Origin of the sequence: Qipengyuania algicola (assembly GCF_042492175.1) — a bacterium.
Classification (GTDB): Bacteria; Pseudomonadota; Alphaproteobacteria; order Sphingomonadales; family Sphingomonadaceae; genus CAJXSN01.
Genome location: NZ_CP170453.1, coordinates 1500059 through 1525318 on the forward strand (window position 1 = coordinate 1500059; position 25260 = coordinate 1525318).

General features: G+C 61.7%; 28 protein-coding genes. 15 read left to right on the top strand and 13 right to left on the bottom strand.

All coding sequences use genetic code 11. The annotated features are described in order from the left end of the window. The first annotated feature begins 5 nt into the window (after positions 1-5). Positions 6-914 (top strand): TauD/TfdA family dioxygenase, encoded by a 909-nt coding sequence (locus ACFCW2_RS07190; RefSeq protein WP_379545253.1) that lies wholly within the window; start codon positions 6-8, stop codon positions 912-914. Here ACFCW2_RS07190 and ACFCW2_RS07195 read toward each other — a convergent pair whose 3' ends face one another. Further along, positions 915-2624, bottom strand: coding sequence for a solute:sodium symporter family transporter (locus ACFCW2_RS07195; RefSeq protein WP_379545254.1), 1710 nt, complete (start codon positions 2622-2624; stop codon positions 915-917). Between the two features lie 175 nt (positions 2625-2799). Between ACFCW2_RS07195 and ACFCW2_RS07200 the strand changes: the two genes are divergently transcribed. Continuing rightward, the gene (locus tag ACFCW2_RS07200; protein ID WP_379545255.1) at positions 2800-3819 is read left to right on the top strand and encodes an NADP-dependent oxidoreductase; all 1020 of its coding nucleotides are present in this window, start codon (positions 2800-2802) and stop codon (positions 3817-3819) included. A 15-nt stretch (positions 3820-3834) separates the two neighbouring features. Here ACFCW2_RS07200 and ACFCW2_RS07205 read toward each other — a convergent pair whose 3' ends face one another. Next, positions 3835-4500: a flavin reductase family protein gene (locus ACFCW2_RS07205; protein ID WP_379545256.1), complete on the bottom strand. Its 666-nt coding sequence runs from the start codon at positions 4498-4500 to the stop codon at positions 3835-3837. 166 nt (positions 4501-4666) lie between these two features. Here ACFCW2_RS07205 and ACFCW2_RS07210 point away from each other — a divergent pair, with 166 nt between their 5' ends. Both ACFCW2_RS07210 and ACFCW2_RS07215 read left to right on the top strand, forming a co-directional pair. Next, positions 4667-5827, top strand: coding sequence for a CaiB/BaiF CoA transferase family protein (locus ACFCW2_RS07210; protein ID WP_379545257.1), 1161 nt, complete (start codon positions 4667-4669; stop codon positions 5825-5827). Between the two features lie 77 nt (positions 5828-5904). After that, entirely contained in the window at positions 5905-7134 is a 1230-nt protein-coding gene (locus ACFCW2_RS07215) for an aromatic ring-hydroxylating oxygenase subunit alpha (protein ID WP_379545258.1), read from the top strand. 3 nt (positions 7135-7137) lie between these two features. Here ACFCW2_RS07215 and ACFCW2_RS07220 read toward each other — a convergent pair whose 3' ends face one another. From ACFCW2_RS07220 to ACFCW2_RS07230, 3 genes are read right to left on the bottom strand one after another with little or no spacing between them, the layout of a single operon-like run. After that, positions 7138-7602, bottom strand: a complete 465-nt coding sequence (locus ACFCW2_RS07220) for a nuclear transport factor 2 family protein (protein ID WP_379545259.1) — start codon at positions 7600-7602, stop codon at positions 7138-7140. 32 nt (positions 7603-7634) lie between these two features. Further along, positions 7635-8402, bottom strand: a complete 768-nt coding sequence (locus ACFCW2_RS07225; protein WP_379545260.1) for an SDR family NAD(P)-dependent oxidoreductase — start codon at positions 8400-8402, stop codon at positions 7635-7637. A 9-nt stretch (positions 8403-8411) separates the two neighbouring features. Beyond that, entirely contained in the window at positions 8412-9359 is a 948-nt protein-coding gene (locus ACFCW2_RS07230) for an SDR family oxidoreductase (protein WP_379545261.1), read from the bottom strand. Between the two features lie 157 nt (positions 9360-9516). On the opposite strand from ACFCW2_RS07230, the gene ACFCW2_RS07235 reads away from it, so the two are divergent. Together ACFCW2_RS07235 and ACFCW2_RS07240 are read left to right on the top strand one after the other, a co-directional pair. Next, positions 9517-10521 carry an NADP-dependent oxidoreductase gene (locus ACFCW2_RS07235; RefSeq protein WP_379545262.1) on the top strand — a complete coding sequence of 335 codons (1005 nt, stop codon included), beginning with the start codon at positions 9517-9519 and terminating at the stop codon, positions 10519-10521. Continuing rightward, entirely contained in the window at positions 10518-11057 is a 540-nt protein-coding gene (locus ACFCW2_RS07240; protein ID WP_379545263.1) for a nuclear transport factor 2 family protein, read from the top strand. The genes ACFCW2_RS07235 and ACFCW2_RS07240 overlap by 4 nt, the downstream gene beginning before the upstream one ends. Here the strand turns inward: ACFCW2_RS07240 and ACFCW2_RS07245 are convergent, their stop codons facing one another. Beyond that, positions 11058-11489 carry a PaaI family thioesterase gene (locus tag ACFCW2_RS07245; RefSeq protein ID WP_379545265.1) on the bottom strand — a complete coding sequence of 144 codons (432 nt, stop codon included), beginning with the start codon at positions 11487-11489 and terminating at the stop codon, positions 11058-11060. It lies immediately after the preceding gene. Between the two features lie 113 nt (positions 11490-11602). Between ACFCW2_RS07245 and ACFCW2_RS07250 the strand changes: the two genes are divergently transcribed. Genes ACFCW2_RS07250 through ACFCW2_RS07260 form a run of 3 tightly spaced genes read left to right on the top strand, consistent with a single transcriptional unit; the run spans position 11603 to position 14131 of the window. Continuing rightward, a complete protein-coding gene (locus ACFCW2_RS07250) occupies positions 11603-13201 on the top strand; it encodes a fatty acid--CoA ligase (protein WP_379545266.1) in 1599 nt (532 codons plus the stop codon). Positions 13202-13203: 2 nt separating this feature from the next. Further along, positions 13204-13737, top strand: a complete 534-nt coding sequence (locus ACFCW2_RS07255) for a VOC family protein (protein ID WP_379545268.1) — start codon at positions 13204-13206, stop codon at positions 13735-13737. A 25-nt stretch (positions 13738-13762) separates the two neighbouring features. Continuing rightward, positions 13763-14131: a nuclear transport factor 2 family protein gene (locus ACFCW2_RS07260; protein WP_379545269.1), complete on the top strand. Its 369-nt coding sequence runs from the start codon at positions 13763-13765 to the stop codon at positions 14129-14131. Positions 14132-14135: 4 nt separating this feature from the next. Here ACFCW2_RS07260 and ACFCW2_RS07265 read toward each other — a convergent pair whose 3' ends face one another. From ACFCW2_RS07265 to ACFCW2_RS07275, 3 genes are read right to left on the bottom strand one after another with little or no spacing between them, the layout of a single operon-like run. Further along, a complete protein-coding gene (locus ACFCW2_RS07265) occupies positions 14136-14666 on the bottom strand; it encodes a nuclear transport factor 2 family protein (RefSeq protein WP_379545271.1) in 531 nt (176 codons plus the stop codon). Continuing rightward, positions 14663-15064, bottom strand: a complete 402-nt coding sequence (locus tag ACFCW2_RS07270; protein WP_379545272.1) for a putative quinol monooxygenase — start codon at positions 15062-15064, stop codon at positions 14663-14665. Before ACFCW2_RS07270 ends, ACFCW2_RS07265 begins: the two co-directional genes overlap by 4 nt. A gap of 3 nt (positions 15065-15067) precedes the next feature. Continuing rightward, entirely contained in the window at positions 15068-16399 is a 1332-nt protein-coding gene (locus ACFCW2_RS07275) for a cytochrome P450 (RefSeq protein WP_379545273.1), read from the bottom strand. Positions 16400-16528: 129 nt separating this feature from the next. On the opposite strand from ACFCW2_RS07275, the gene ACFCW2_RS07280 reads away from it, so the two are divergent. Further along, positions 16529-17116 carry a carboxymuconolactone decarboxylase family protein gene (locus ACFCW2_RS07280; protein ID WP_379545274.1) on the top strand — a complete coding sequence of 196 codons (588 nt, stop codon included), beginning with the start codon at positions 16529-16531 and terminating at the stop codon, positions 17114-17116. Then, positions 17116-18402: a cytochrome P450 gene (locus ACFCW2_RS07285; protein WP_379545276.1), complete on the top strand. Its 1287-nt coding sequence runs from the start codon at positions 17116-17118 to the stop codon at positions 18400-18402. The genes ACFCW2_RS07280 and ACFCW2_RS07285 overlap by 1 nt, the downstream gene beginning before the upstream one ends. A 143-nt stretch (positions 18403-18545) precedes the next feature. Here ACFCW2_RS07285 and ACFCW2_RS07290 read toward each other — a convergent pair whose 3' ends face one another. After that, on the bottom strand, positions 18546-20159 hold the full coding sequence (locus ACFCW2_RS07290) for an FAD-dependent oxidoreductase (RefSeq protein ID WP_379545277.1): 1614 nt from the start codon (positions 20157-20159) through the stop codon (positions 18546-18548). A gap of 106 nt (positions 20160-20265) precedes the next feature. Here ACFCW2_RS07290 and ACFCW2_RS07295 point away from each other — a divergent pair, with 106 nt between their 5' ends. After that, positions 20266-21051: an SDR family NAD(P)-dependent oxidoreductase gene (locus tag ACFCW2_RS07295; RefSeq protein WP_379545278.1), complete on the top strand. Its 786-nt coding sequence runs from the start codon at positions 20266-20268 to the stop codon at positions 21049-21051. A 16-nt stretch (positions 21052-21067) separates the two neighbouring features. Here the strand turns inward: ACFCW2_RS07295 and ACFCW2_RS07300 are convergent, their stop codons facing one another. Together ACFCW2_RS07300 and ACFCW2_RS07305 are read right to left on the bottom strand one after the other, a co-directional pair. Beyond that, positions 21068-21955, bottom strand: a complete 888-nt coding sequence (locus ACFCW2_RS07300) for an amidohydrolase family protein (RefSeq protein WP_379545279.1) — start codon at positions 21953-21955, stop codon at positions 21068-21070. Positions 21956-21959: 4 nt separating this feature from the next. Then, entirely contained in the window at positions 21960-22772 is an 813-nt protein-coding gene (locus tag ACFCW2_RS07305) for an SDR family NAD(P)-dependent oxidoreductase (RefSeq protein WP_379545281.1), read from the bottom strand. A gap of 131 nt (positions 22773-22903) precedes the next feature. Here ACFCW2_RS07305 and ACFCW2_RS07310 point away from each other — a divergent pair, with 131 nt between their 5' ends. Genes ACFCW2_RS07310 through mobA form a run of 3 tightly spaced genes read left to right on the top strand, consistent with a single transcriptional unit; the run spans position 22904 to position 24206 of the window. Further along, positions 22904-23317: a nuclear transport factor 2 family protein gene (locus ACFCW2_RS07310; RefSeq protein ID WP_379545282.1), complete on the top strand. Its 414-nt coding sequence runs from the start codon at positions 22904-22906 to the stop codon at positions 23315-23317. Positions 23318-23336: 19 nt separating this feature from the next. Further along, a complete protein-coding gene (locus ACFCW2_RS07315) occupies positions 23337-23678 on the top strand; it encodes a putative quinol monooxygenase (RefSeq protein WP_379545283.1) in 342 nt (113 codons plus the stop codon). A gap of 6 nt (positions 23679-23684) precedes the next feature. Next, complete coding sequence (mobA, locus tag ACFCW2_RS07320) at positions 23685-24206, top strand: molybdenum cofactor guanylyltransferase (protein ID WP_379545284.1); 522 nt, start codon at positions 23685-23687, stop codon at positions 24204-24206. A 6-nt stretch (positions 24207-24212) separates the two neighbouring features. Here the strand turns inward: mobA and ACFCW2_RS07325 are convergent, their stop codons facing one another. Then, entirely contained in the window at positions 24213-25214 is a 1002-nt protein-coding gene (locus ACFCW2_RS07325; RefSeq protein WP_379545286.1) for an NADP-dependent oxidoreductase, read from the bottom strand. Between the last annotated feature and the right edge of the window lie 46 nt (positions 25215-25260).

Consider the following 25260-nt stretch of genomic DNA (forward strand, 5'->3'; position numbering starts at 1 on the left):
CGGCGATGAGTGCATTTCCGCATGTGATCGAGGCGCAAGGCGATCTGGCCGCTTATATCGGCGCAAACAAAGGCGCAGTGGACGATCATTTGTCGCAGGCAGGCGCGGTGCTGTTTCGCGGCTTCGATGTGCCCGACGCGCAGGCCTTCGACGCAGGCATAGCTTCTTATGGCGAGACGAACTTCACCTACGCCAAATCGCTCTCCAATGCGGTGCGGGTGAATGTGACCGAGCGGGTCTTTACCGCGAACGAAGCGCCGCCCGAAACGCGTATCCACCTGCATCACGAGATGGCGCAGACGCCGATCTATCCCTCCAAACTGTTCTTCTATTGCGAGATTGCGCCGGGCGAGGGCGGAGCGACGCCGCTGTGCCGCTCCGATGTGGTGTATGATCGCCTGCTGGCCGATGATCCCGCGCTGGCTGCTGCATTCGAGGAGCGCGGTGTGCGCTATTCCAACACTATGCCAGCTGCTGATGATGCAGGGTCAGGCCAAGGCCGCAGTTGGCGCAGCACTTTGGGGGTCGATACGCGCGAAGCAGCGGAAGCACGGCTGAAAGAGCTCGGCTATGATTGGGAGTGGCAGGAGGGCGAAAGCCTGCGTGTCACCACGCCGGTGCTGCAAGCTGTGCGGATTTTGCCCGATGGCCGGAAGACCTTCTTCAACCAGTTGGTCGCAGCCTTTCGTGGCTGGTCCGATACCCGCAACGAGGCGACCAAAGCCGTGCGGTTTGGTGATGGCGAACTCATCACAGCCGACCATATGGCCGCACCCATCGCGCTGTCCGAGGAACTGACTTACGATCACGCGTGGCAGGCTGGCGATGTGGTGCTGGTCGATAATTTTCTGGTCATGCACGGGCGCAAGCCATTTGTCGGCAAGCGCCGGGTTTTGGCTTCGCTGGTTGCCTGATCAGGCAGGGGCCACCGCGCGCTGACCTTTGGCTGCCATTACCCACACCACCAGATTGCCGACAACCAGAGCTGCCATCAGCACAGCCAGCAGCGTTCCGCCGCCGGCTCCTGCCAATCCCAGCGGCGAGAACAGCAGGTACAGCGCCACCACACACGACAGCAGCGTAAATGCGGTGGGCCGGGCAAACCGCCATGGGGTCATGTCGACCTTCTCGTTATGGGGCGGCACGTATGGCTCGGCCTGCGGGCGCAGCCTGCCCGCCAGCAGCATGATGCCGACCTCGATCACGAACAGGATGGCGTAGAGGTGGATGAAGTGCAGCGTGACCACATCGGCCAGCACGAACCGTACCAGTCCGTAAGCAAGCACATGGAACACGATCACCAGCTTCGCGCCGAGCGCAGGCACGCGGGCGGTGAACAGGCCAACAATTATGATCACTACAGTCGGGATGTTGTAGAACCCGGTGAAGATCCGCACGATCTGCCACAGGCCTTCCTCCGCATAATACAGCATCGGCGCGACCCCGAAGGAGAACAGCGCAATCACCACGCTGGCGATCTTTGCTACCCGCACCAGATGCGCGTCATCCACCGGAGTGCGGCGCATCGGGGCATAGACATCCAGCGTGAACAGCGTCGCCGCGCTGTTGAGCAGCGAGTTGAACGAACTGAACACCGCGCCCAGCAACACCGCCAGAAAGAGCCCGGTCAGAGCTGACGGCAGCACATCCTTGATCAGGCGCGGATAGGCCTCGTCGATACTGCCCATTCCCGGCCCGTAGAGGTGAAACGCGATGACCCCGGGGATCATCATCATGAAGGGCACCAGCACCTTGAAGAAGCCCGACGCAAGCACGCCCTTCTGTCCCTCTGCCAGCGACCGCGCGCCCAGCGTGCGCTGGATCACATATTGGTTCGTGCACCAGTAAAACAGATTGGCGAAGATCATGCCGGTGAAGATTGTGCCGAAAGGGGTGGGATCGTCAGGTCCGCCAATCGCGTTCAGCTTCTCCGGATGGTCGGACACCAGCCGCGTGAACCCGTCGCCGAAGTTACCGCCGCCCAGCAAAATAATGCCCAGCACCGGCACCAGCAGCCCGATGAACAGCAGGCCAATCCCGTTCAGCGTGTCGGAAACAGCGACCGCCTTCAGTCCGCCAAGCACCGCATAGGCGGCCCCCGTCACGCCGATCACAATCACGGTGAGCCACAATGCCGGGACGGTGGACAGCCCGGTCATCAGCGGCACATCGAAAAACTGCATCACCGCAAGGGAGCCGGAATACAGCACCGAGGGAATGGTCACGAGGCCATAGCCCAGCATGAACAGCACCACCGACATCCGCCGCACCGTGGGGTCGAACCGGTCGTTCAAAAACTCGGGCAGTGTGGTGAAGGCGCCGGCGAGGTATCGCGGCAGGAAGACGAAGGCCATGGCGATGGTCGCCACCGCGGCGGTCACTTCCCACGCCATGCTCGACATGTTCGCGCCATAGGCCGAGCCATTGAGCCCGATCAGCTGCTCAGCCGAAAGATTGGTCAGCAGCAAGGATCCGGCGATGAACGTAGCACCAAGCCCGCGTCCGGCGAGGAAATAGCCGTCCTTGGTTTCGGCCGTCCCCCGCGTTTTCAGCCAGCTGATCCAGGCGACCAGCGCCATCACAGCGACACAGCTGGCTGCGGTGTAGAGCAAGCCCTTGTCCATTCCCGGTATTCCCCTTCCAACCCGCGAAACGCCCTAAGTGACAATTGCGCCGCTGGCTATCCGCGCGCGCCACACGGAACCTATGCCTAGTCATATTACCACTTGAGGCCGCCGCTCCGCGCGCACAGCAATCGGGGCGCATTCCAGCCAAAGACAGCCAAAGGATACAGTCTCCATGGTCCAGAACCGCAAAGTCACCCTGAAAGAATACGCCGTCGAATGGCCGACGCAGGACAATTTCGCGGTCGAGGAAGAAACGCTGGGGGATCCCGCAGAAGGACACCTGATCGTCAAGAACCACACGCTGTCGGTCGATGCGTGGATACGCACCACGCTAAGCGATGCCGGAATGCACACCACTTCTGCGCTGGGGGATACGATTCGGGCGTTCGGAGTGGGTCAGGTTGTGGCGAGCGGCGACCCCGACTGGGCGGTGGGCGACTGGGCTTACGGAATGCTGTGCGCGCAAAGCCACGCGGTGGTGCCTGCTGCCGAAATGAGCAAGGTAGAAGTCGGCAACCAGATCGGCCCGGAGGCCCATGTCGGGCCGCTGGGCATCACCACAGGGCTGACCGCATGGGTCGGCCTGTGCGCCGTCGGCGAGGCGGCGAAGGGCGATGTGGTGGTCGTTTCCGGCGCGGCAGGCGCGGTCGGATCATGTGTGGTGCAAATCGCCAAGGCACGCGGCTGCCATGTGATCGGCATCGCGGGCGGCCCGGAAAAATGCGCCTACCTGACCGATCAGGTCGGCGCGGATGTGGCGATTGATTACAAGGCCAAAGACAAGGAGGGCGGTGTTCGCGCTGCTTTGGCCAAGGCTGCACCCGATGGCGTGGACGTGTTCTTCGACAATGTCGGCGGCGATATATTGGACGATGTGCTCGACAATCTGCGCCCCACCGGCGGCGCGCGGGTGGTGATCTGCGGGGCGATCTCGCAGTATGAAGACCTCGACAATGTGCAGGGCCCCAGCCTCTATCTGCGGCTGGCCGAGCGCAATGCCAGTATGCGCGGGTTCGTGGTAAGCTATCATGCCGCGCGCTTCCCGGAAGCGAGGGCGGAAATCAGCGATCTCATCCGTTCGGGCGATTTGCAGCTGGAAGAGCATGTGGTCGAGGGAATCGACAATTTCCCGGAGGCGCTGATGATGCTGTTCAGCGGCGGGCACCGGGGCAATCTGGTGGTCCGGGCCTGACCACAGCGGGCCCGTCTATTTTTCTGTCAGCAGGCGAAGCACACGGCGCACGGTTTGCAGATCCTCCTCCGAGACGTCTGCAGTGTCCGAGCGCTCCAGCGCCTGAAGCACAAATTCTGTCGCCAGGGCCAGCTGTTGGTCTTCCGTTGAGGCGGTTGCGTCCCCGCCGTCGCGCGGTCGGTGATCGGCATAGCGGCCCCCGTGGAATAGCAACGGGGCTTCATCGCGCGCTTCGAAATCGACCACCTCGCCCACCATGATGATGTGATCGCCACCATCATATTGGTGGCGAGTCGCGCATTCGAACAGGGCGGCGTGTTCGGTGAAGACGGGCGAACCGAGCTTGCCTGCCGACCATTCGATCCCGCCAAACTTGTCCGCACCGGTACGGGCGAAGCGGTTCGATAGCTCTTCCTGACTGGCTGCCAAGACATGCACCGCGAAATGGCCGCTATCGCAGAAGGCATCGCGTGACTGGCTGTTCTTGGCCAGCGACCACAGGACCAGCGGCGGATCGAGGCTGACCGAATTGAAACTGCTGGCCGTGACGCCGACCGGCCTGTTCTGGTCATCCAGCGTGGTGGCGATGGTTACGCCCGTGGCGAACGATCCCAGCGCATCACGGAAGGCGCGCCGGTGGGCGGCATCCATGGCATCTTGTGAAGGGGGCGGTGCGGTCACGGTGCTGCATCTATGCCTGAGCGGGCGGGGGTTCAACGGGCAATCGCGCGCACCGGCCACCGGCACCTGTTTGGAGGCGACGAATAGCAAATTCACCAGTTACCCTTTGGTCGGTGCCCGATAAGGAAGACGCCAACAATTCATCCGCACAAAGGACACAGGGCCCATGCTGAATGCAAGCGACGGAAAAGCCATGCTGGAAGGGATCAAGATTGTCGATCTGACCACCGTCGTCTTCGGCCCCTATTGCACGCAGTTGCTGGCCGATCTGGGCGCGGACGTGATCAAGGTGGAGGCGCGCGGCGGTGATACGTTCCGCTATGCGCAGAAATGGGCGAACACGGCGGGTATGGGGCCGGGCTTCATGGCCCTCAATCAGGGCAAGAAATCGGTCGAGCTGAACCTGAAGGACGAGGGCGATCTGGCCAGCATGAAGGCCCTGCTGGCCGATGCGGACGTGTTTGTGACCAATGTGCGGGGCAAGGGGCTGGCGCGGTTGGGACTGGACGAACCGGCGGTGCGCGCGCTGGTGCCCGATATCATCTACGCCCACTGCGTCGGCTTTGCGCAGGACGGGCCCTATGCCGATTTGCAGGCCTATGATGACGTGATCCAGGCGCTGTCGGGCACCACCACGCTGCTGCCGCGCGTGGATGGAGATCCCCGTGCGCGCTATCTGCCCAGCCTGATTGCGGACAAGATCGCCGGGCAGACGGCGGCCTACGGCGTGCTGGGCGCGGTGGTCCACCGGCTGCGGACCGGCGAGGGGCAAAAGCTTGAAATCCCGATGTTCGAGGCCTTCACCAATTTCATGATGCAGGAGCATCTGAGCGGGCTGACTTTCGATCCGCCCAATGCGCCCGCCGGATATGCCCGCCAGCTGGACCCGGACCGTCAGCCGTTCCCGACCAAGGACGGGTACCTCTCCATCGTGCCTTACACCGGCAAGGCATGGGACCGCGTGTTCGAGGTGCTGGGCGATCTGGAATTTCTCGAGGACGAGAAGTTCGCCGACGAACGCGGGCGGTTCAAGAACGGTGCGCTGCTGTATCGGCGCATGGCGGAGCTGACCCAGGGCTTCACGACAGACGATCTGGTCAAGCGCTTCCAGGCGGCTGACATTCCGGCCCAGCCCGTGCGTGATCTGGAGGATGTCATGGATGACCCGCATTTGCAGGCGACCGATTTCTTCCAGCGGTTCGAACATCCGACCGAAGGCCCGATCCGCATGATGCGCCCGCCTGTACGGTTCGGCGCGGATTTCGAGCCGAGGCGCGGCGGCGCCCCGACACTGGGGCAGCACAATGACCAGCTGAAAAGCGGGTAGCAGTCGTCAAAAATGGCAATTGCCGCGCGAGGCTGTTGCGAGGATTGTGAGCGCTTATCCATTCGGAGACTAATCCCGTGTCACGTGAACAATTGCTCGAAATGAACCGCTCCCTGATCGCCCATGGCGAGGCGGGGACGCTGGAAATGACCGATGGCGTGATGAAAGTCCCCGCCTCCAGCTACACCGATCCCGAACTGTTCGAGCGCGAGAAAGAGAAAATCTTCAAGCGCCTGCCGCTAATGGTCGCGCCATCGTGCGAACTGCCGGAACCTGGCGATTACAAGGCGATGGACATTGCCGGGGTCCCGCTCCTGCTGACCCGCAAACGCGATGGCACGGTTGGCGCGTTTCTTAATATGTGCAGCCACCGGGGCAATCCGGTGGTCGAGGGCACGGGCAACGCCACGCGCTTCACCTGCGGCTATCACGGCTGGACGTTCAAGAACGACGGCGATCTGGTCGGGGTGGCGAGCCCGAAAGACTTCGGCCCGGTCGACAAGGCCGAGCTGTGCCTGAAGCAGTTTCCTGTGCTCGAGCGCGCTGGCCTGATCTGGGCGACCCTGGATCAGAACTCCACATTGAGCATCGAGCAATATCTGTGCGGGTATGACGAGCTGCTGGCAGCCTTCGGGTTCGAGGACTGGATCTTGTTCGACCAGCGCACATTGGCGGGGCCGAACTGGAAAACAGCCTATGACGGCTATCTCGATTTCTACCACCTTCCGGTGCTGCATAAGGACACCTTCGGGGCGGATTTCTTCAACCGGGCAAACTACTTCGCATGGGGCCCGCATCAGCGGCTGGCCAACCCGTCGCAATTCGCGCAGCGCACGGGCAGCGATGAGCAGCTCGATCTGACGAAGATGCCGGAAGACGAATGGCCGATCGACGCGCTGGTGCAGGGCGTCTGGACGATCTTCCCGCATATCTCGATTGCCAGTTTTTATGGCGGTGGCGGGCGCGGGGCGATGATCAGCCAACTCTTCCCGGGCGAGAATGTGGGCGAAAGCTACACCACCCAGTACTACGTGATGGAGCGTGAGCCGGAAAATGACGAGCAGCGACAGGGCGCGCAGGACCAGTTCAATTTTCTGGAGATCGTCGTCCGGGACGAGGATTACACGACCGGCAAACGCCAGCACGATGCGTTGATGAGCGGGCAGATGGACCATGTGCTCTTCGGTCAGAACGAGGGCGGCGGACAGGCCTTCCACGGCTGGGCGGCCAAGCTGACCAATGCCACCGACGAAGAGCTGATCGAGATCTTTGCGGCGGAGAACGCGGTCGCCGAAGCAGCGGAATAACGCCTAGAAAGCGAAGGGGCGCTGCGGCTGCGTAGGTCCTTTCGCTGTCGGGTTGTCGTTCAGCGCCAGCTCGACCAGAGCGGTATCGAAAAACTCGTGCAGCTGCGTGATCAAGCCATCGGTGATGGTCATGATCTGGCAGTAGGTCTGCAAATATTCATGGCCGTTATTGCCCATGCCGCCACCAATCATAATGCCCACAACGCGTTCCTCGTCGGCGCACATGATCTTCCATTTGCGGGAAAACTGCAGCGTAGCCGGGTCCAGCTTGCCGACGACCATATCGGCAACCAAGGGGCCAAAGCACTCCGCCTTGCCTTCCCAGCGGCCTGATACCGGTGTCTGGCCGACCAGATTGAAGACGACATCCTCGGCATGGAGCGCGGCCAAGGCATCGAAATCGCCATCGGCCAGCGCCTGATAATAGATCTCCGCCAGAGCGATGTTGGCGGTGCGCTTGTCTGTCATGGATTGTCCTCCAGCACTTGGTCGGGGTTCAACTATTGAGCGGTGTAGCCCCCGTCGACGACCAGTTCTGCGCCGGTGACATAGGTGGATTCGTCTGAGGCGAGGAACAGCACGCAGTCCGCTATGTCTTCTGGTTCACCCAGACGGCCAGCGGGAATGGCGGCTTCGATGGCTTCGTAATTGACCTCGTTCGCAGCGCCGCCCGCCTTCTGCATGTTGGTACGGATGATGCCGGGATGGACGGTGTTGACCCGGATGTTCTCGGCAGCGGTCTCCAGCGCGACCGATTTGCTCATCAATTTCACCGCGCCTTTTGACGCGGCATAGGTCGAGCTCCCCCGAAAACCGACCAGCCCGGCGACGGAAGACAGGTTGATGATCGATCCGCCCCCGCTTTTGCGCATGGCGGCAACACCGGCCTGAGTGCCCATGAAGCAGCCGGCAACATTGACGTCGAACTGCCGCCGCAAACTGCCCAAGGCATTGTCATCACCGACGGCAGCGATTTCCAGAATTCCGGCATTGTTGACTAGAATATCCAGCTTCCCATGCTGGTTGGTGATGGCTGCCACGACCCGATCCCAGTCTTCCTGCGACGTCACGTCCTGAGGCACAGCGTCGCATGTTCCTCCGGCTTCGCGGATCAGGGCTGCGCTCTGCTCCACCCCGTCCCGGTCGACATCGGTCAATACAACATGCGCGCCTTCCTCCGCCAGTCGTTGGCCGATGGCGTAGCCGATTCCGGGGCGCGAGGCCCCGCCGGTTACAAGTGCGATCTTCCCTTGGAGGCGGTGCGCCATCCGGTCAGCCTATCCAAAGGCCGGGCGATGGTTGCTCTCGCTCCAGTCCTGTTTGGGCACCCATTCATCCATGGTTTCCAGATTGCCTTCCAGTTCCGGGAAACGCTCGTAGACATGGTCCATCTCGACCGCGAACGGTTTGGTCGGCGCGCTGTTGTTGTATTCGTAGAAAGCAGCAATCCCGTCGGCCAGCTCCTTGCGCTGTTCTTCAGGCACCCCGTCACCGCCGGCATTGGCCAGCAGATTGCCAAACTCTCGCGGAGTGCACGGATCGTATTTGATCTCGTGGCCGAAATGATCGGTCAGAATGGCGGCGACTTCCTTGCCCACCATGCGCTTCGGCCCGCCAATATTGATCCACGCGCCTTCCATATCGGGCCGTTCCAGGCTGGCCAGCATGAAGCGCGCCACGTCGTCGAGGCTGATCCAGTTCGCCTCGAGTTGGGGGTTGTGCGGATAGACGTAGCGGTTCTCGTTCACGATGAAGGGCCGGGCCCAATTGGTCAGCAGATTGTCCATGAACAGTACGCTGCCAAAAACGGTGCCCGGCGCACCGGAGCGCCACAGCGCATTGATGCCCGCCGTGTTGCCTGCATAAGTGAAGGCGTCGCCCGGCTTGTCGGGAATCCAGCTGGAAGTGTTCCACACAACGCGCTTCACATCCAGCTCTGCCGCCGCTTTGCCGACATCGCCGACCAGCGTTGCGCGGTCTGCGCGGGCCTGCAGCGGATGGGTGTAAAACACGTAATCGCTGCCTTCGAGCGCGTGCTTGTAGGTGCCGGTGTCATACAGATCCATCGGCCGCACTTCGACATCGTCGATGCCGGGAATGTCGTAACCGGCAAAGGGGTCTGCCTGACGGCTGATGGCGCGCACATCGTAGCCCGCTTCCAGTGCCTTTTTGACCTGCGCGAGACCTTGCCGCCCGCTCGAACCGATGACTGTGATGAGTGCCATTGCCGCTCTCCTGATCTGTATGTCGATGCCAACCCTGATTCTTCCCTGACCCTACGACAAGCGTGCGTGCAGGGCGCTGGACAGATTAGATAGCGGGCCCGCCACCCCACTTCGTGGTAGCGAGGCCCGCATAAGACACGGGAGTTTGGGAGGGACTATGAAGACCCGCTATTGGCGTCTCGATGCGCGGCCTCAGGGCAATGACTTCGCCTCCGCGCTTAATCTGGTCGAGCACGATTTTGGCCCCTGCGGCGATGGCGAGATCGTCATCGACACGCGCTATCTTTCCATGGATGCCGGAACCCGGATGTGGATGACCGAACGCACCGATGGCTATCAGCCGCCGCTGGAGCTGGGCGTCCCGATGAGCGGGCTGGTGATGGGTCCGGTGCTGGAATGCCGTGCCGAGGGTTTTCAGGAAGGCGACTGGGTCCGCGCATTCGGCACGTGGGCCGACTTCTCCTGCGTCGATGCAGTTATGTCTGGCGCTATGGTGCTGGACCGCGATGTGGGCGATATGCGCGATCATCTGGGGCCGCTCGGCATGAACGGCTGGACTGCGCTGTGGGGCGTGGAGACAACCGGTGCGGCCAAGCCCGGCGAGAACGTTCTGGTGTCAGCCGCGGCGGGTTCGACCGGGCTGCTGGCGTGCCAGATCGCGCAGATTCTGGGAGCGGAAGCTTACGGGATTGCAGGTGGCCCGGAAAAATGCGCGCTGTTGAAAGATCAGTATGGCGTGGTGGACGCGTTTGACTACCGCAGCGATGATCTTTCCGGCAAGCTGGCATCAATCGAAGGCGGGATTGACGTCTATTTCGACAATGTCGGCGGCGCGATTCTGGAGGCGGTGCTGGACAATATGGCCTTGTACGGGCGGGTTGCAGTGTGCGGTCTGATCGCTGAATACACCGACCCGGCGCGCGGCGGACCGGCCAATTTCGATCAGATTCTGATGAAACGTCTGCGGGTCGAAGGCTTCTTCTCGCCCGATTTCATGGCCAATGGGCCGGAATTGACGCAGCGCTTAAAGGGCTGGGTGGCGCAAGGGAAACTGTCGCTGCCCTTTGACGTGACACCGGGGCTGGAGAACACGCTGGATGCCTATGCCAAGCTGTTCACCGGCGGGAATGTCGGCAAGGTATTGGTGGAGCTTGAAAAATGAACCCTTCGATTGAAGATCGCGAGGCTATCCGCGACATTATTGCGGCCTATTGCCATGCTATCGACCGGCGGCGCTGGGACATCATGCCCGGGCTATTTCACGAGGATGCGACCTTTGCCTTCGGGCCGCTGGTGGGGGACTGGCGCAGCTTTGTGGAGCAGGCGCGCGGAGTAATCGACGATTGCACCCACACGCACCACCATCTGGGGCAGGTGCTCTTCGGCCAGATGGCGGACGGCGTCGTCCACACCGAAACCTACATGTCTGCCATGCATATCATTCCGCCCGGCTATCCGCTCACCGATGTCTTTCCGGCACGCGATGAGGAATACGCCGCAGTGATTGCGGGCCGTTATATCGACCGGTTCGAGAAGCGTGCAGGCGAGTGGCGGATCGCGCAGCGCACCGGCGTTTATGACTGGCGCGAGTTTCGCGATATCGGCGAGGCCTCGCTGACCAATCTGCCGGGAGAGGCGTGCGGCCAGCACGATGACAGCGATCCTTCGACACCGGCAGCGGCGCACTGGCGCGGATGACTAACCCTCCGGTTTCGGCCGCAGGATCGTGAACACCCCGCTCATTGTCATCAGAACTTCTTCCCCGCAGCGGATGGTGCCGCTGGTATAGGCGATCCGTCCGCCCATTCGGTCAATCCGTGCGTCGGCCTCCAGCCAGTCGCCCAGCTTGGCGCCGCTCAGGAAGTTGGTTGTCAGCGAATTGGTCACCACATTCAGCCGCGGCATCTCGCTGGCGTGCACCTGATAAGACAAGGCCACATCCGCCAATGTCGTCAGCACGCCGCCATGGGCCAGCTTCACGTAATTGATATGGCTGTCCCCCACGCGCAGGCCGACACGGGTGAAGGTATGCCCGTCTTTCTCCACTTCCTTGAGGTAATACGGCCCCGCCACATCGAGGAAGCCAATGGCGAAATTGGCGGGTGAATAGCCGTCCGGAATGTCGCTCATAGTCTGCCTTCCTCCTCGCGGACCTGTCTGCGCCATCCCGTCTCTGGCGGGCACTATGGTTTTTGCCAATGGCCGCGCTGCGCCGCGCGCCTAGACATTTCAATGAAAGAGCGATGGAGAAACCAATGGCGCCGATGGCCGAGCCGGAAACGATACCCGATGTTGTTCGGGCCCATGCGCGCGAAACGCCGGATGTGGCAGCTTTCACCTATGGCGAGGAGACCATCAGCTTTGCCGATCTGGAGCAGGGCGCACGGCGTGCGGCCAATGGCCTGAAATCGCTCGGCGTCAAAGCGGGTGAGCGGATCAGCTTCATCGGCAAGAACCATCCGCTCTATTTCGAAGTGCTGCTGGGCGCGGCCAAGATCGGCGCGGTGATGACGCCGGTCAACTGGCGGCTGGCGGGGCCGGAAGTGTCCTACATCCTCGACAATTGCGAAGCGCGCGTGGTGTTTGTCGGCGAAGGCTTTGGCGAAGTGATCGACCGTGTGCGGGCCGAGAACAAGCGGATCGAAACCGTCATTGCCATCGATGCGCCCGATGAGGCTCCGATAGATTACCGGACATGGCGTGATGGCTTCCCCGCCGATGACAGCGACTTGAAGCTGACCGCCGATGACGATCTGTTGCAGCTCTACACGTCTGGCACCACGGGGCGGCCAAAGGGTGCGGTGATGACGCATGGCTCCATCCTGTCCTCGCGTGACAGCACGGGTGAAGCCGAAGAGCTACGCCCATGGCAGGAGCCGGTCGAGGGCGATGCGACCCTGCTGGCGATGCCGTGTTTCCATATCAGCGGTACAGGGACGGGGCTGGGCACACTGGTTGCGGGCACGACCTCTATCGTGCTGCCCGAATATGATCCGACCAAGGCGCTCGATCTGATCGAGAATTACAACATCTCGAAAATCTTCATGGTCCCTGCCGCGATCCAGATCATGCTCAATCATCCGCGTGTGAGCGAAGTGGATTTCTCTCAGCTGAAGATCATCACCTACGGCGCGTCGCCCATTCCGCTGGAACTGATGAAAGCGGCGATGGACCGGTTCGGCTGCGGGTTCGTCCAGATGTACGGCATGACCGAGACCAGCGGCACGATCGTTGCACTGGACCCGGAAGATCACGTGCCCGAGGGCAGCCCGAAAATGCGCTCTGTCGGCACCGCCTTGCCCGGCGTGGAGCTGAAGATTGTCGATGAGGATGGCAATACGCTGCCGCCCGATACGGTTGGGGAAATCGCCACACGGTCGAGCAAGAATATGAGCCGGTACTGGAACAATCCGGACGCCACCGCCTCCACCATTGATGCCGATGGCTGGCTGCTGACGGGTGATGCGGGCTATATGGATGCAGACGGGTATCTCTACATTCACGACCGGATGAAGGACATGATCATCTCCGGCGGAGAGAATATCTACCCCGCCGAGGTGGAGAACGCGGTCTATTCCAATCCGGCGGTGGAGGATGTCGCGGTGATTGGTGTGCCGGATGACAAATGGGGCGAGGCGGTGAAGGCCTGCGTGGTGCTGAAAGAGGGCGCGGAGCAGTCCGAGGCGGACATTATCGCCCATGCGCGGGAGCATATTGCTGGCTACAAATGCCCCAAATCGGTGGACTTTATCGACGCCTTGCCGCGCAATCCCAGCGGCAAGGTGCTGCGCCGCGAACTGCGCGAACCCTATTGGAAGGGCAAGGACCGGGCGGTTAACTGAGCTTGGCAAATCGCCCCGACTTGCCGCCGCGCCAGCTGGCTTATTTCGTGCCCGACATCGAAACGGCTGCGAGGGCGCATAGCGAGACCTTCGGCTCCGGGCCGTATTTCATTGCCCGCCATGTGCCGCTGTCCAGCAGCGTGCATCGCGGTGTCGACCAGACCTTCGATCATTCCTCCGCTTACGGGCAATGGGGCGACGTGATGCTCGAATTTGTCCAGCAGCACGGCGATGATCCCAGCGCATGCCATGATCTCTATCCTGTCGGCAGCGGGCGTTACGGCCTGCACCATACGGCGCTGTTCGTAGACGATCTGGACCGCGCAATTGCCCGGTTAGAGGCGGAGGGCATGGCTCTGGCGCAGCTGTCCGAAACCACCAGCGGCGCGCGCTTCGCCTTCGCCGATGCCACCGCCACGCTGGGCCATATGATCGAACTTTACGAGCCGTCGGAATTGCTCACCGGCTTTTACGGCATGGTCGCAGGCGCAGCGGACGGCTGGGACGGAACGCAAATAATCAGGGAACTGGGCTGACGCAGAGCAATAAGGGGAGAGGAATATGCCGGGAGAGGCACACACAATAATAGAGCGGTTCTGGCGCATTCAGGACGAGGGCGACTACACCAAGCTCGCCCCGCTATTCGCCGAGGATGCCGTGCTGGAGGACCCGACCTGGGGCCGCTATGAGGGGCGCAAGGCGATCCTGGGTTTCATGACCACCATGGTCGCCGAAATGGGGGAGCGCAAAATCAGCTTCACCGTCGATGAAATCTGCGGCGACGAGCACACGGCATGGGCGCGCTGGACCATGCATTCGCCCGATGGCGACCGCGGCGGGGTAGGCATCTACAAGGTGCGCGGCGGGGAGATGATCTACTACCGCGACTACATTGACCCGCCCGTGGAAGATGTGACCGACAACGGTTGAGCCGTCACATCGGGCGGTAAAACGGATGGCCGCTATCGGCGATTTGCAATGTCGGTAGCGGGAAATCGGGATTGGGTGTAAAACCCGGCTGGTCGGTCAACCTGTGTTGCCAGTCGAGGATATAGGTCCGCGCCGAAACCCGCCATTCCATCCCGCCATCGCTTTCTCGTTTCTCCCATTCGTCGAGATAACGGCCGCCGAACATATTGCCTGCCAGCGTTTCATCCTCCTGCACCGAAGCGCCTGCAAAAATGCCATAGCACTCGCTGCTCGCGCTTGTTTCGGAATTCAGCTTGATGATGAGGCCGCCGAGCATGTGCCAGCGCCGGTCGGAGTTGCGTTCCGTCTGCATCACCACCGGCAGAAACTCGTCCGCGCGTCCTTTAAAGAAGCCGTAATCGATGGCGGCATCGGGCCAGTAGCAGCTTGCCTGTCCCTCGTCGTCGATCCAGTCGAGCGTGCGGGCATAGCGCGCGACGACTTCGGTGATGGCCTGCTTGTCGAGCAGCGCCTGTATTTCGGGGTCCCGGGTCATGCGCGGCCTTTCCACCAGTCGGCAATGCTGATCGGGTAGCGCTCCTGCGCGGTGCGCTGGTCGCCCGTAGCGTCATCGGGGAGTGGCGGATCCTCGGTGCGCGCGAGACCGCTGCCCCCGCCTTCTACAGGATCGATATACTCCAGTTTGATATCGGCAATTACGTCGCCAAAATCCTGCGTTTCGTGGTGCTCGCTCATCTGGTGGTGGTAGAACGCTTCCTTGTCGCGGAAGGACAGCAGGCAATACCAGAAATTGGGTTCCTGCCCCTTCCAGTATTCATAGCGGACCACGCCTTCCTCGTGTTTATGCGTGGCGGAGACCATGGTTTTGAGGATGCCTTCCCACTTTTCCTCCTTGCCGGGCTTGATCCAGATATGGGTGAGCAGGGTCGTCATCGTTCAGGCTCCTTGGGATGGGGTCAGGTTGAGCGGCAAATCCAGCGCGCCGAGCATAATACCTGGCTGGTGGCGAACGGTGTGGCCGGGCACGGCTTCGATGGCGTCCAGACGATCGCACAGGCGGTTCCAGGCAATTGTCTGCTCCAGCCGCGACAGGCCCGCGCCGGGGCACACGCGCGGTCCGGCTGAGAAGGCGAGATGTCGGGTCACGGCCTTGCGCTCCAGATCGAGGGTGCGCGGGTTGTCGAATTCCTGCGGGTCCACATTGGCTGCGCCATACCGCAGATGCAGCGTCGATCCGGCTGGCACGGCGACGCCTACGAATTCCTCGTCCTGCGAGGTCACGCGCGTGGACAGGCCCTGCGTCGGACTGCGGAGCCGCATTCCTTCCTCCATGAACGGGCGGATGAGCGCTCGATCGCCTTTCAGCCGGTCGAACAATTCGTCATGCGCGCAGACCAGCCGGGCCTGCTCGCAAATCGCATATTGCGTCGTCTCCAGCCCGCCGATGACCATGGCATAGACCACGCCGTTGATTTCGTCGTCGGTCAGGGTGCGGTCCAGCGCCTCGTAATGAACCTGCGTCAGGAAGCTGATCATGTCGTCGGCAGGGCGCGCGCGTTTTTCGCGCACTTTCTCGCGGACATAGTCGGACATGCCATCGAGCAGGCGGAATTTCTCCGCCGTCTGTTCCGGCGTCAGGCGGTTGTTGTGCCCGCAGCCATGCACGTAAGACATGACCTGCGCATTGCCCCAGATTTCCAGCCGGGGGATGTCTTCCAGCGGAAAGCCCAACACGCTGGCCATTGTCCGTTGGGGCAGGGGGCGAGCGAAGTCGGCGACGAAGTCGACCGTCTCGCCGGCTTGCGCCTTCGCCAGACATTCGGCGAGCAAATCATCAACATGCCTTTCGATCATCGCCTGATGCCGCGATGCGCCGGGGCCGACCCATGGATCGGTCAGCTCCTTGCGATGCGCGCGCCACAGCTCCTGCGTCGGGCGCAGCGTCACCATCGACTGTACCATGGCATCGAGGTCGGGCATGGCAGTTGGCAATTTCCCCGATTGCTGGATCTGCGCAATCAGCAGGTCGAGCGTCGGGGGAAAACGCGTCCAGTCCTTCACGACGCGGGAAATGTCGGCGTGACGCGTCAGGATGAAGGCATCGCGGTCGGGCGTCAGACCTTCACCCGGTAGGCGAAGAACCGGCGCTTCATCATGCAGGATAGCGTAGGCATCGTACCAGTGCTCGGGCGCGCCAGGGGCGAACAGGTCGACATCCTGCGCCGATCGCGGGCAGCTGACTGTATTGCCTGTGTGCTGGCTTTCCATCGCCTCTCCTCGCGGCAGGCAGGGCCACGCTTTGCCGCGCGCTCTATCGAATCTGCCAATTGCCGCCGGTGCACTATCCCCGCAGCCTTGCCCTTATGACCACGCGCGTTTTTGGGAGGGCCTGACAGCATGAGCCGCATCGAGAAGTTGCCGCCCGAGGAATGGGACCCTCGGATTGCCGCAGCGGTCCAGCCCGACCAGCTGACCGATCTGGAGCAGGGCCTGACGCGCTATTTCGCGCATTGTCCGGAGCAGGCGCTGGGATTGATGCAGTTCGGCGGCGCGTTGAAGATGAACCGCTCGCTGCCGGACAGGCTGGTGGAGCTGGTGCGCTTGCGCGTCGCGTTCTTCAACCAGTGCCGCAGCTGCATGGCGATCCGCTATTCCGATGCCGTGGCCGACGGGGTCGACGAGACGTTGGTGTGCTCGCTGGAACAACCGCAAGAGGCGGCAAACCTGACGCCTTCCGAGAAGGCAGCGATCCGGTACGGAGAATTGATGGCGAGCGACCACCTTGCCATCGACGATGCGGTTTACGACGATCTCCGGCAGCATTTCACCGAGGCACAGATTGTCGAGCTGGGTATGACAGTCGCCTTCTTTGTCGGCTTTGGGCGATTGGCTGCGACCTGGAAGATGGTCGAGGAATTGCCCGAGGCGTTCCAGAAAGCCGAAGCCATAGCGCCGTGGGGCGAAGAGAAAATCGAGGTGCGATAATGGCGACGAAGACTGAGAACGACACCGCCGCGCCGCAGATCAATCTGTTCGATCCGCAGGTGCAGCAATGCCCCTACGAGGCTTACAAGACGCTGCGGGATGAGGCTCCGATCTATCGGATTCCCGGCACGCCGATGTTTGTCGTCAGCCGCTATGACGATGTCCGCGAAGTGCTGATGGACCCGGTGCGGTTCCGCAGCACGGCGATGGACCAGAGCACCCGCAATTCCCCGATCGACGTTGAACGGGGGAACAAGATCACGCAGCGCTTTTCGGAGAAAGGCTGGGTGCCGGCTCCGGCTCTCGCCGCGCGGGACGATCCGAACCACAAACAGATGCGCGCGATGTTCAATCAGGCGTTCAAACCGTCCAAGATCAAGGAGATCGATCCGCAAGTCGAAGGGCTTGCCTATCAGCTGATCGACGAATTCGTGGGCGATGGCCATTGCGACTGGGTCAAGCAGTTCTGCATTCCCCTGCCGCTGTTCATTATCGGTGAGCAGATGGGCGCGAAGCGGCAGGATATGTGGCGGATCAAGGGCTGGACCGATGCCTTCTTCCACCGCATTTCGATGATGCTACCCGAAGACCGGCACATGGAGATGATCGACCGCGAGATCGAGGCGCAGCATTACTTTCAGCCGATCTTCGAACGCTTGCGCAAAAACCCCGATGACAGCCTGATCAGCGTGCTGGTCAACACCGTCATCGAGGAATGGGGACGTCCGCTGAACGACAACGAACTGCATGCCGAGATGATGGCGGATACTTTCGTGGGCGGGTCGGAGACGACCACCAATGCGCTGGCTGCGGGCATGAAGCTGTTGATCGAGAACAAGGATATCTGGCAGCAGCTGAAATCCGATCCCGACCGCTACATGAAAACCTTCGTCGAGGAGGTCGTCCGACTGGAAAGCCCCGTGCAATCGCTGATGCGCTTCACCCATGAGGACGTGGAGCTGGCGGGCGAGACCATTCCGGCTGGCTCTGTCATCAACGTCCGTTATGCCGCTGCCAATCGCGACGAGCGGCAGTTCGAATGCCCGGAGAAGATCGATCTCGAAAGGCCCAAGGCGGGCAGTCATATGGGCTTCGGCTCAGGCGTGCATCACTGCCTTGGTGCACCGTTGGCGCGGCGGGAATTGACCTGGGGCTTCACCGCCGTGGTCGACCGTTTCGAGGATATGTGGTTCGCGGACGGGAAGAACGACTTCACCTACCACCCGCATTTCCTGCTGCGCAGCCTGAAAGAGCTGCATATCGAGTTTGAGCCGAAGAAGGGGTAGTTCACCCTCTTCGTCATTGCGAGGAGCCGCAGGCGACGCGGCAATCCAAGGGGCGGCCTTACACCCGATTGGGCCTGCCCAATTGTGACGCGGCGTTTAGGCCATGGATTGCTTCGCTACGCTCGCAATGACGAGATCAGCTTTCACAAATTGTCCCGCTGGGCCGCTGCCTGCCCGGCGATTACGCCAAATGTCAGCGCCGGGCCAAGCGTACCGCCAGCACCTGCGTAAATTCCGCCTGTGGGGCAAGCGATGGCGTTGCCTGCGCCATAGAGGCCGGGAATAGGCTCGCCATCGTGGCGCAGAATGCGGGCCGACCCGTCGGTGCGCGGGCCGCCATTGGTGCCGAGCAGCCCCATGTGGATTTCGACGGCGTAGAACGGGCCTTGCTCCACCGGGCCGAGCGTCACGGCTTTGCCCTCGCGGCTGCGGTCGCCGTAGAAATGGTCGTAGGCGCTGGTCCCGCGTTCGAAGTCGGGATCGTGGCCAGCGCGGGCGTGGTCGTTGAAGCGAGCGACAGTGGCTTCCAGCGCGGGGCCATCAATGTCCAGCTTCTCTGCCAGTCCACCGAGCGTGTCGGCGCGCAGCACCCAGTCTGGAATCGGCTCGTTCGGCATCCGTGTGCCGATCGGATAGCGCTCCACATATTGCGCATCGAACACCAGCCATGCGGGCAGGTTCTGGTAATCATAGCTCTGCGGATCGAATGCATGGAAGGCTCCCGCAAGCGCCGAGTAATTCGCGGCCTCGTTGCAGAAGCGTTTGCCAGCGCGGTTGACCATCAGAGAATGCGGGCAGGTGCGCTCGATCAGCACCGGTTCGGCGCGCTGCTGTCCCTCGGCCCATTCGCGGCCGGGCGGGGCGAGGGTGGGCGCCCACCAGGCCTGGGTCATATTGCCCAGCTTTGCCCCGGCGGCCATTGCCAGCGCATGGCCTGTGCCGGCGGCGGATGGCGGAGAGGCAGGTGCATCCATCGGCCCACGCAGGAAAGTCTGGCGCATCTCTTTGTCCCATTCAAACCCGCCCGTGGAGAGCACAACGCCGCGCGCCGCGCGTATCTCGGTGCCATCGTCCAGCACCACGCCGGTGATCCGCCCGTCCTCTTCCAGCAGGCGCGCGACTTCGCAGCCGGTCCGTGGCTCGATCCCGCGATCCAGACACGCCTTCAGCATCCGGCCCACCATGGCCTGACCAAACCCGCGTTCCTGATTGGCGATGCGGCGACCCATTTCTTCCGGCTCCACAACGCCCGTCCCGCCGCCCAGCGGGGTTTCGCGCAGCATCATCGGTTTCATGTCTTCGATCGCGGTGATGCGCCCGGCCCATTCGCCCAATTCGCCCAGTGCAAACAGGTCATGGTCAAGCGCGCGGCCGCCCTCCGGCTTGGCGCCGGGCCGGTCGAGATAATAGTCGGGATAGCCTTCCAGCAGCGCGACTTTCATCGCGCCGATATCTTCCAGAAACGCCAATGCTTCCGGCCCCCGGTCGACGAAGGCTTCCAGCGTCTCGTCCACCAGATCGCCGTGATCCAGACTGCGGAAATAGGCCAGCGCCTCCTCCCGGCTGTCCGCCATACCCGCGGCGCGCATCCGGGGATTGTCCGCCACCCAGATCACGCCGCCAGAGACAGCACCCGTGCCGCCCACCCTCTCGTCACGCTCCAGCAAAGCGACCGACGCCCCGCTCTCATGCGCGGCGAGGGCTGCCGTCATGCCCGCAGGCCCGGCACCGAGGACGATTACATCTACATTTTCCATGGCGAACACATCGCGGGAATGATGGGCCAGCGGCAACCCATCAATTTGGCAAGGTGCAGGCCCGCGCTTGGCCCGCTAGGCCGATTGCCAACAAGGAGAATGCGCGATGAAACTTGAAGGCAAAGTAGCAGCGATCACCGGCGGCACAGCAGGTCTGGGACGCGGCATCGCGGAGGCGTTTCTGGCCGAGGGTGCCAAGGTCGCGCTGATGGCGCGCAATCCCGAAAAAGGCGCGAAAGTCGTCGCGGAGCTGGAGGCGGAGTACGGCGCAGGCAAGGCGGTATTCATTGCTGGCGATGTCATGCAGCAGGCCGATGTCGAGGGTTTCGTCGACGGGGCTATCGCAGCGCATGGCACGCTGGACATTCTGGTCAATAATGCGGGCGGCGCGGGTGATCTGCAGCCGTTCCAGAACCTGTCGGACGAGACGTTTGACGAGACGATGAAGTGGAATGTCTATTCCACATTCTGGGCCAGCCGCCGCGCTCTGCCGACAATGCTGGATAAATCCGATGGCCGGATCATCAATATCAGTTCGATGGAGGGCAAGCATGGCAAGCCCATCCTGACCGCGTACTCCGCCGCGAAGCACGCGGTGAACGGGATGACCAAATCACTCGCGCGCGAGGTTGGCGTGCAGGGCGTAACCGTCAACGCGATCTGTCCCGGCCTGGTGATTACCGATATCATCAAGAACAACGGCCCCGAAACCGCCAAGGCGATGGGCATGGAGTTCGAGGAAATGATCAATACATTTGCTCAAGAAGCAGCGATCAAGCGGCCCAACACGGTCGAGGAAATCGCCGCGATGGCGCTGCTGCTCGCGTCAAAAGAAGGCGCAGGAATTACCGGCGCGACGCTGAGCGTGGATGGCGGGACGGCCCAATATTAGCGGCCAGTACTAGGGGCTACCCGTCTAGAATGCTGTCCAGCTTGTAAACTCGGCGCGCGTTCTCACTCAAGAAGGCCGGCCAAGTCGTATCGTCGAGCGGCAGGTCGTCCATCTCGCTGAAAATCCGTTCGTAGCTGATCCCCGGGTAGTATCCGGCAAACAGCACCTTGTCCCGCCCGCGCTTGTTGGCGAACTCGAGCACATTGCGGGGGTAATGCTTGGGCGCCCACGCGCTGGTCGAGTAATACAGGTTGGGCCATTTCAGCAGTAGCTTCACGCACAGATCGGTCCATGGATCGCCGCCATGGCGCATAACAATGCTGAGCTCGGGGAAGAAATACGCCACCTCGTCCAGCAATCCGGGATGCTGGCATTTGTAGGGCACGCGCGGGCCAGGCACGCCGACCAGCAGATTGATCGGAATGCCTAGCTCTGCGCATTTGGCATAGATCGGATACCACCGCGCATCATCCAGCGGGACTTGCGGATTAAGCAAGCAGGCCGCCCCTGCCGCAGCCACGATATTGGGATGCAACTTCACTGTGGCTTCCAGTGCCCGCACGCCTTTCATGCCCAGCAGCGGATTGACCCCGACCTCGCCGATGAAGCGGGTGGGGTAGGCCTCGAACAAGGCCAACGCGGCCTCGGGATATTTGGGATGCACATGGATCAGGGCGCATTGAACCCCGTGGGCGTCCATCATTGCGACAATTTCGTCGGCGGTCCTCTGCTCCCCCATCCGCTCGCCCGCATCCTTGAAAAGATACTGCGCCGGGTGGTGAGAGAATTCATCGGAGCCGCTGTCGCGCAGAAGCTTCTTTGCCTCGCCCATGCCCATGCCCGCTTTGCCGGTGGGCAATTCCATCATCAGGTCGACAATGCCGATACCGGAAGGGCGCGGCACCGGATCAGCTCTCGGCCAGCTTGGCCATCGCCGCGCCGACAGAGGCCTCAAGATCCGTTGCCTGCGGATTGCCGCGCAGGGTCAGGCCGCCGTTGGGCTGGATGTTCTGGCCCGTCAGGAAGGCTTCGTCGGTGCACAGCCACAGACAGGCATTGGCGACATCTTCCGATGTGTTCAGTCGGCCGAGCGGATAGCGCGGGGTGAACGCGTCGACGATACCCGGCGTCTGGAAGCTCTGCGCCGTCATCGGGCTTTCGGTGAAGGCGGGGGAGACGGTGTTCGCCTTGATTCCGTACTTCCCGTAATCATTTGCGACACATTCAATCAGCGCCTCCGATCCGCGCTTGGTGCCGATATAGGCGGCGTGATTGTTGATCAGTGCCTTGGTCGTGGCAGAGGACAGGCTGATCAGCGATCCGCCCTGCGGGTCCTGCTCCATCATCTTTTCGATAAACGCCTGCAGGAAATGGTGGACGCCCTTGAACTGCAGATCAACGATCTGGTCGAGCTGTTCTTCGGTCGTATCGACGAAGGATTCCAGCAGACCCCAGCCGGAGCAATTGATCGCTGCATCGACCCGGCCCATATCGGCCACCGCCTTGTCGGCCATCGCGCGCACCTGGGCTTTGTCAGTAATATCGCACAGCGCATAGTGCCCGCCAATTTCGCTGGCGAGCGCGGCCAACGGCTCCTCGTGCCGTCCTGCGACCATCACCGTGGCACCTTCGCTGGCGAACAGACGGGCCATCACCTGGCCCATATTGCCCTCGCTCGCTGCGCCCAGAATTACTGCCTTCTTGCCGTCCAGCCGTGCCATCGCTCATCTCTCCATTATCTCATTGTGGCGACCACCGTAGGCTGCGCAGGGCAAAGGCGCTCTTGCCAAAAGTGACCATTGTCGCTGCCCCGCCTGCTGGCCGATAGCGACACCATAAGAGGAGAGCCTGCATGTTCACTGGACCGCTGGAAGACCGCATCGCAATACGCGAACTGAATGATACCTATGGCGATGGCGTGGTGCGGATTGACGCCGATACGTGGGGTTCTGTGTGGGCCGATGATGCCCACTGGAACCTGATGGGCCATGAGACGAACGGCAAGGAAGCGATTGTCGGTTTCTGGACGCAGGCGATGAGCGGGCTGGAATCGGTCAGTTTCACCGGCGCCATGGCGTCTTGCGAAATCGATGGCGATACCGCCACCTCTCGGGTGCAGACGCAGGAAATTCTCAACCCAAAGGATGGCGATACGCGCGTCGTCGGCGGGCTTTATGAAGACAAGCTGGAAAGGCGCGGCGGGCAATGGCTGTTTACTAGCCGCATCTTCAAGATCGTTGCCGAATACACACCTCCCAAAAACTAACTCTTGAGGCTGATTGAACATGGCGAAAATCGTAATTTCCGCGCAGGTCGACCTGCCTGCCGAGAAGCGCGACGAGGCGCTGCGAACTGCGCAGCCCTTTATTGACGGCGCATTGTCGCAGGACGGCTGCATCCATTATGACTGGAGTGCGGATCTGAACAATCCGACCCGCGTCAATGTGTTCGAGGAATGGGAAAGCGAGGAAGCGCTGGCCCATCACTTTGCGAACAAGGAATATGCCGGAATGCTGGCCCATATGGGCAGCTTCGGGATCGAAAATGCGGTCAGCAAGAAATACCGCGTCGATGCGGAAGGCCCTGTCTATGGCAGCGAAGGCAAGCCGACCGAGAAGTTTGAATAGCCACGTATGAAGCTGCTGGGGGCGGTGTTGGCCGGTGGGCAATCGCGCCGGTTCGGGAGCGACAAGGCTGAGGCATTGCTTGAGGGTCGCAGGCTGATTGACCTTGTCGCGGATGCGCTCGCCCCGCAATGCGCGGCGCTTGTCGTGTGTGGCCGGGTAGACCATGCGTTCACCTGTCTGCCCGACCGACCAGGACCCGGCATCGGTCCGCTAGGCGGGCTTGCCGCTGCACTGCATCATGCTGCGTCGCAGGGGTATGATGCAGTGCTCAGTGCCGGTTGCGATGTGCCGAACCTGCCGGGCAATCTTGCGCAGCTTCTTTCGGGCGATCGCGCCCGCGCATCCATTGCCGAAAGCCAGCCTGTGATCGGGTTATGGCCATCCGGGCTGACCGTGCCGCTGGACGGGTTTATCGCTGACGGAGGCCGCGCGCTTTATGGATTCGCCGAGCATGTGAAGGCGCGGTCGGTCGTCATCGATCCGCCGCTCGCCAATGTGAACAGGCCGGAGGATTTGCCCCCGGCCTAGCTCGCTTTAGAGCTTCAACATCTGCTTTCCGCGGTTCTTCCCGGTGAAAAGCCGCTTCAATGTCTCTGGCGCGTTTTCGAAGCCTTCCTGAATGTCTTCCTGATAGGTCAGCTTGCCGTCCTGCACGAAGCTTTCGATCCGCTTACGGATGGCTGGAAACTCCGCCATCCAATCGATTACGATAAAGCCGGCCATGCTCGCGCGGCGGAAGATCAGGTTGAAATAATTGCCCGGGCCAGTGGGTGTGCCGCCGCTTTCGTACCGGCTGATCCCGCCGCACACGACCACCCGTGCTCCGGTGGCGATATTGGCCAGCATATCGTCAAGGATCGCACCGCCGACATTGTCGAAGATGACATCGACACCGCGCGGGCAATGCTGCTTGATCTGGGCTTTCACATCGTCGGCCTTGTAATCGATTGCCGCGTCATAGCCGCCTTCTTCGACCAGCCATTTGCACTTGTCCGGTCCGCCCGCGATACCAACGGCGCGGCACCCGGCGACTTTCGCCAATTGCCCGACCACAGAGCCGGTCGCGCCGGCAGCGCCCGAGACCAGAACGGTATCACCTGCCACCGGCTTGCCCACTTTGAACAGCCCGCAATAGGCCGTCATGCCGGTGGTGCCCAAGACCGAGAGATGCGCCGTCGGTGGCAGGTCGGTATCGACTTTGAACAGTCCCTCGCCGTCATGCAGGCAATATTCGGTCCAGATATTGCTGCCGAAAACCATGTCGCCCTTGGCAAATTTGCCGCCATTGCTTTCCACCACTTCGAGAATGGCACTGCCGCGCATGACATCGCCGATATTCATTGGCGCGACGTAGTCCGCGATGTTCTCCATCCAGCCCTTCATCGCCGGATCGAAGCCGAGGTAATGCGTTTTGAGCAGCATCTGCCCTTCGCTCGGATCGCCGATCTCTGTCTCGACCAGCTTGAAGTCGCCATCTTCGATGCCCCGTCCGCGAGGGTGATCGTTCAGCAGCCATTGGCGCGATGTCGTGGTCATGGGGAAGTCTCCTTCAGATGGGATGATCTGTGTGGCTGCCCTAATC